The 4,187-nt window shown below is 51.1% G+C and carries 8 protein-coding genes; 5 read left to right on the forward strand and 3 right to left on the reverse strand.

Annotated features, from left to right (window positions below; all coding sequences use genetic code 11):
* The 4 genes from VIN66_RS18735 to VIN66_RS18750 all read left to right on the forward strand — a co-directional run.
* A partial coding sequence (locus tag VIN66_RS18735) for a methylated-DNA--[protein]-cysteine S-methyltransferase (protein WP_331925398.1) occupies positions 1–275 on the forward strand: 275 nt, incomplete at its 5' end.
* Positions 276–430: 155 nt separating this feature from the next.
* The gene (locus VIN66_RS18740; protein WP_331925399.1) at positions 431–1,390 is read left to right on the forward strand and encodes a GlxA family transcriptional regulator; all 960 of its coding nucleotides are present in this window, start codon (positions 431–433) and stop codon (positions 1,388–1,390) included.
* A gap of 20 nt (positions 1,391–1,410) precedes the next feature.
* A complete protein-coding gene (locus VIN66_RS18745) occupies positions 1,411–1,722 on the forward strand; it encodes a hypothetical protein (RefSeq protein ID WP_331925400.1) in 312 nt (103 codons plus the stop codon).
* Positions 1,723–1,870: 148 nt separating this feature from the next.
* Positions 1,871–2,080, forward strand: a complete 210-nt coding sequence (locus VIN66_RS18750; RefSeq protein WP_331925401.1) for a DUF4287 domain-containing protein — start codon at positions 1,871–1,873, stop codon at positions 2,078–2,080.
* A gap of 24 nt (positions 2,081–2,104) precedes the next feature.
* Here VIN66_RS18750 and VIN66_RS18755 read toward each other — a convergent pair whose 3' ends face one another.
* The 3 genes from VIN66_RS18755 to VIN66_RS18765 form a co-directional block, all read right to left on the reverse strand.
* Complete coding sequence (locus VIN66_RS18755; protein WP_331925402.1) at positions 2,105–2,260, reverse strand: hypothetical protein; 156 nt, start codon at positions 2,258–2,260, stop codon at positions 2,105–2,107.
* Positions 2,261–2,392: 132 nt separating this feature from the next.
* The gene (locus VIN66_RS18760; RefSeq protein ID WP_331925403.1) at positions 2,393–2,785 is read right to left on the reverse strand and encodes a hypothetical protein; all 393 of its coding nucleotides are present in this window, start codon (positions 2,783–2,785) and stop codon (positions 2,393–2,395) included.
* A gap of 291 nt (positions 2,786–3,076) precedes the next feature.
* Positions 3,077–3,385 carry a hypothetical protein gene (locus VIN66_RS18765; protein WP_331925404.1) on the reverse strand — a complete coding sequence of 103 codons (309 nt, stop codon included), beginning with the start codon at positions 3,383–3,385 and terminating at the stop codon, positions 3,077–3,079.
* 111 nt (positions 3,386–3,496) lie between these two features.
* Here VIN66_RS18765 and VIN66_RS18770 point away from each other — a divergent pair.
* A partial coding sequence (locus VIN66_RS18770) for a hypothetical protein (RefSeq protein WP_331925405.1) occupies positions 3,497–4,187 on the forward strand: 691 nt, incomplete at its 3' end.

Consider the following 4,187-nt stretch of genomic DNA (forward strand, 5'->3'; position numbering starts at 1 on the left):
ATGTGGCAGGGACCAATTTTCAGCTGGCGGTGTGGCGGGCTCTGCTCAAGATCCCTGCCGGCGCTTTAGCCAGCTATGCCCAGGTTGCCAAGTCGCTCGGGGCCCCTAAAGCCGCAAGAGCGGTAGGTAACGCCATTGGCGCCAACCCGGTTGCGCTGCTGATCCCGTGTCATCGGGTGATACAACAAAGTGGGGCTTTGGGCGGTTACCGCTGGGGGCCGACGAAGAAGCTCATGGCGCAAACATGGGAAAGCATCACTTTGGATGAGACCTGAAATGTGGCAATGCCCAAACTGTCAGCGTGAATTTAACCGCAAAAACCAGCGTCATGTTTGCGACACCGGCAATGGCCGGAATTGCGAATTAAATGTCCTTCCGGCCAGCGCTATTTTTGTTACAGTGCAGCCTTGGTTATTCACTCGGGCGCAATATGATAAACGTTGGCGTGTTAATTTACCCAGAGATCCAGGCACTGGATCTTGCAGCGGCAGTCGATTGTTTTGGTCAGGTTAATCAAACTCTTAAGTCAACCGGACGGCGACCGTTTTACCGGCTGTTTACCATCGGACAAACCACTACAGCGGTAAAAGCTGAGAACGGTTTACAACTGAGTGCCGAATATACGCTACAGGATTGCCTGGCGATTGACTATCTGGTGCTGCCCGGTGGCGCCGGTGCCAGGCTTTTAGCAGCAGATGCAGCCTTTATGGCCTGGCTGCAGCAGTGCGCCGGCAGTGCACAAAAGCTGCTGTCTATTTGTACCGGTGCTTACATGCTGGCACACAGTGGTTTGCTGGACGGCAAGCCGCTTGCCACCCACTGGCGGTTCGCTAAAGATCTGCAACAGCGCTACCCCAAGGTACAGGTTAACGCGACTGAGCTGTATGTAATGGCCGATAAGTTCTACTCGTCAGGCGGTATGACAGCGGGTATTGATCTTTGTCTGGCAGTTATAGAGCAGGATCTAGGTGTGGCGATAGCGCAGGCAATCGCGCAAGAGCTGGTCATGTACCTGCGCCGCAGCGGCAAGCAATCACAATATGCCAGCCCGCTGAAAATACAACACAGTGCTGAGCAGCGCTTTACCCGGCTGCAAAGCTGGTTGCTGGATAATCTGGCGCAACCTGTCAGCGTTGTCGATATGGCGGCCCAGACAGCATTAAGTGAACGCCAGTTCAGGCGGGTATTTCAAAGCCGGTTTGCGATGTCGCCAATGCAATACCTGCAGCAGCTGAGGCTGGATAAAGCCCGCAGCTTATTGCTATGCGATGGCTACAGCCTAAAACACATCAGCCAGCAGGTTGGCGTAAAAGACCCACGCAACCTTATCCGCATGTTTAATAAAGCCTTTGGTTGCACCCCAGGTGAATACCAGAAGCATTTCCGTTAATAGTTTGGAGTGCACAACCCATGCAAGTAATAAGAAGCAAAGACTTTACCGCGCCCCGGGCCTGGGGCTCACAGCTTATTGCCAATATGCAGGGTATTACCACTAAGCTGCACTGGACGAATCAGCCTTATCGCTGGCACGTTAACGACGGTGAAGAGGTGTTTGTCGTGCTGGATGGCGTTGTCGATATGCATTACCGGCACAATGGTATTGAAGAAACGGCCGAGCTTGGCGCGGGCGATATCTTTTTTGCCGCTGTCGGTACCGAGCATGTGGCCCATCCCCGTGGCGAAGCGCGCATACTGGTGGTCGAACACGACGGTAGCGCATAATGGTTAAAATAGCTGTATCAACTTACCGGGTGTTCGTTACAGCAAAATCACTGCCATCTTTGATGCACAGAAATACGCCGCGCATGTCGAATGGGCCGGCGCTTAACCGACTATGCTTTGCAAATAAACACATAACCGGAGCAATAACATGGCAACAGCGAACTCAGTAAAAGGGCCAGCGTCGTATTTTCCATCGATAGAAAAAACCTATGGCCAGCCGGTACAACACTGGCTGGATTTACTCAGCACGGTACAAGACCTGCCACATATGCAACAGGTGACGTTTTTAAAAACTGAGCATGGCCTTGGCCACGGCCATGCCAATGCGCTGGTTGCCTACAATAAAGCACAGCGTTAATGCCGTGCTTTGTTCAGGCATAGCTTACTGCTCGGCAAACTGCTTTAATGCCTGTAAGCGTTGATCCCACTGTGCTTCCAGCGCGGCAATAAAATCGCGCCCTTGCTGCAGGGCTGCCGCATCCAACTGCACTTTTACTTCGCGCCCGGCCGGGTGCAACTGTACTACGTTCGCCGACACCAGTGCCTGTAAAAAAGGGGTCGTAGCTAATTAACGTTGAGCAAGCTAAGCCACTGCTGCACATTAGCTGAACTAAAGTTACCAATTACACGGTAGACGTTGCTGCTATTGCCCACGATCATAAAAATGGTGTTATCCGCAGCACCTTCGTTTAACCGCACATAAGCTGTCCATATTGCCATTGGTAAACTGCATAAGCTGGGTTTGAGCTTCAATGCCAAACACCTGCAGCAATGCCTGCTGTTTAGGTGTCAGATTTGAACTATCACGCCAGGAAAACACAGCATCTAGCGCTTGCCGGGGGCTCTCTGCCTGTATACGTGAAGGTAAGCCAGATAGAGCTTTCTCGGCAGGTTCATAACTTAGTGCATTAAAACCTGAATCACCTTGCTCAAACACAATAGTAGGTGTTGCACCTGCCAGCACTTCAACCTTGCTATAAGTGGACGCTTTGGTGCAAACATTCAGGTCGACAAAAGTGATAACTACAGCATTATCACTACAGCTAAATTCCGGCCAGGCCATTACTGTTGGCTGCGCATGTGAGCTGCAGGCAGATAGGGAAAGCAGCGAAAGTAATAGAAGTCTTTTGAACATGTAATCCGCCTTAGTAACCCAGTCCTGCCGCTGCCATATCTAAAGATGTTTTGTACTGCAGTATACGCGCTCGCATACAAGTTACCGATTGCTTTTGTTTCAGCTCGGCGATTACGCTTTGTGAAATATTTTTAACTAACCACAGAATACTGGCTTTGCCGCCAGTTGGTCTTGGCACCCATCTAAACGCATCTGAGCAGGTGCCGCTTGGCATTTTAACTAATCCGGCATCCAGATAAACTGCATCCCAGCTGTCAGCTGCAGCAGGCTGTCTGTTAAGGGAATTCCATTACCCTGTCGCTTAAGCACAATGCAGCTACCAAGTAGAATGCGGCCAAGCCTGCTGTTACTGTCAACACCTGCCAGGGTATTCAGTGCCTGTAGCTTCTGTTCCAGCAGCAGATATTTTGCCTCGCTGTAAACAAGCCACTGACTGGTGTCGATATCAGGAGTCAAAACAAAAGTATCATGCTGCAACATGGCGTCGCAGCACAGCAACTGCCGCTTATCACAAGTTAACTTAATCATATCGCCGCCTTACTCAGTGATTTTTTCACATGCTAACGATCGGGCGCGGCATAATATGTCGCACTGCAATACTACACTGCCGCCTGTTTAACCATTAAGTGAGGCAAGGCCATGTGCGGTTACTGTGTTGAGCGCAACCAAGTGATGTTGCATTGGCAATATGGTCGTTTTGAACCGCAACCAGAACTTGGCTCAAACGCCAGCCACTTTATCAGTCTGGAGAGTCCCGATACCCACACTTTGTATACGTGGCAACAGCAAGGTCAGGCATTGAAACCTGAGTTAGTGCTGATCCGCCTGGCGTGCGATGCCAGAATGGCAAACGATACCACTGCAGTGCCACTTCGCAAAGCCATGCTGGCACAAATTCGCCACCAGCATCAAACCGCAGCAGCCAGTGCCTGGCCCTGGCTTGATAATGCACTTACGCACATCCTGCAGCATGGCCGTTTACCCTATACCAACAGCCATACCTTACCTGTCGAATTGAGCAATGAAGTGGATCAGGCACTTGCATGGCTGGCAGAATATATTTATCCCGTACAGGCCGAAGATACCAATGATGATGGTGAAGACGAGCAGCAGCACAAGGACGCCCTGGCGCACAGCTACTTGCTGGCAGAGCAGCTGTACCAGCAGTTTCACCCACTGTTACTGGCAACACTGTTAATGCAGAAAATTCAGCCTGACCATCCGGCTCTGCAGCAGATTGCGCTTAACCATAATGCCAGTTTCACTCATTTTGTCGGGCTGGAGCTGGCACTCAGGCGCCAGGCGCAGTATCACTGTGTACAGCAGTTTG

This window comes from Rheinheimera sp., from assembly GCF_036568245.1.
Taxonomy (GTDB): Bacteria; Pseudomonadota; Gammaproteobacteria; order Enterobacterales; family Alteromonadaceae; genus Alishewanella.

Coding starts and splice junctions, on each gene's coding strand:
- VIN66_RS18740 (WP_331925399.1), top strand. CDS start 431: ATGATAAACGTTGGCGTGTTAATTTACCCAGAGATCCAGGCACTGGAT.
- VIN66_RS18745 (WP_331925400.1), top strand. CDS start 1,411: ATGCAAGTAATAAGAAGCAAAGACTTTACCGCGCCCCGGGCCTGGGGC.
- VIN66_RS18750 (WP_331925401.1), top strand. CDS start 1,871: ATGGCAACAGCGAACTCAGTAAAAGGGCCAGCGTCGTATTTTCCATCG.
- VIN66_RS18760 (WP_331925403.1), bottom strand. CDS start 2,785: ATGGCCTGGCCGGAATTTAGCTGTAGTGATAATGCTGTAGTTATCACT.
- VIN66_RS18765 (WP_331925404.1), bottom strand. CDS start 3,385: ATGATTAAGTTAACTTGTGATAAGCGGCAGTTGCTGTGCTGCGACGCC.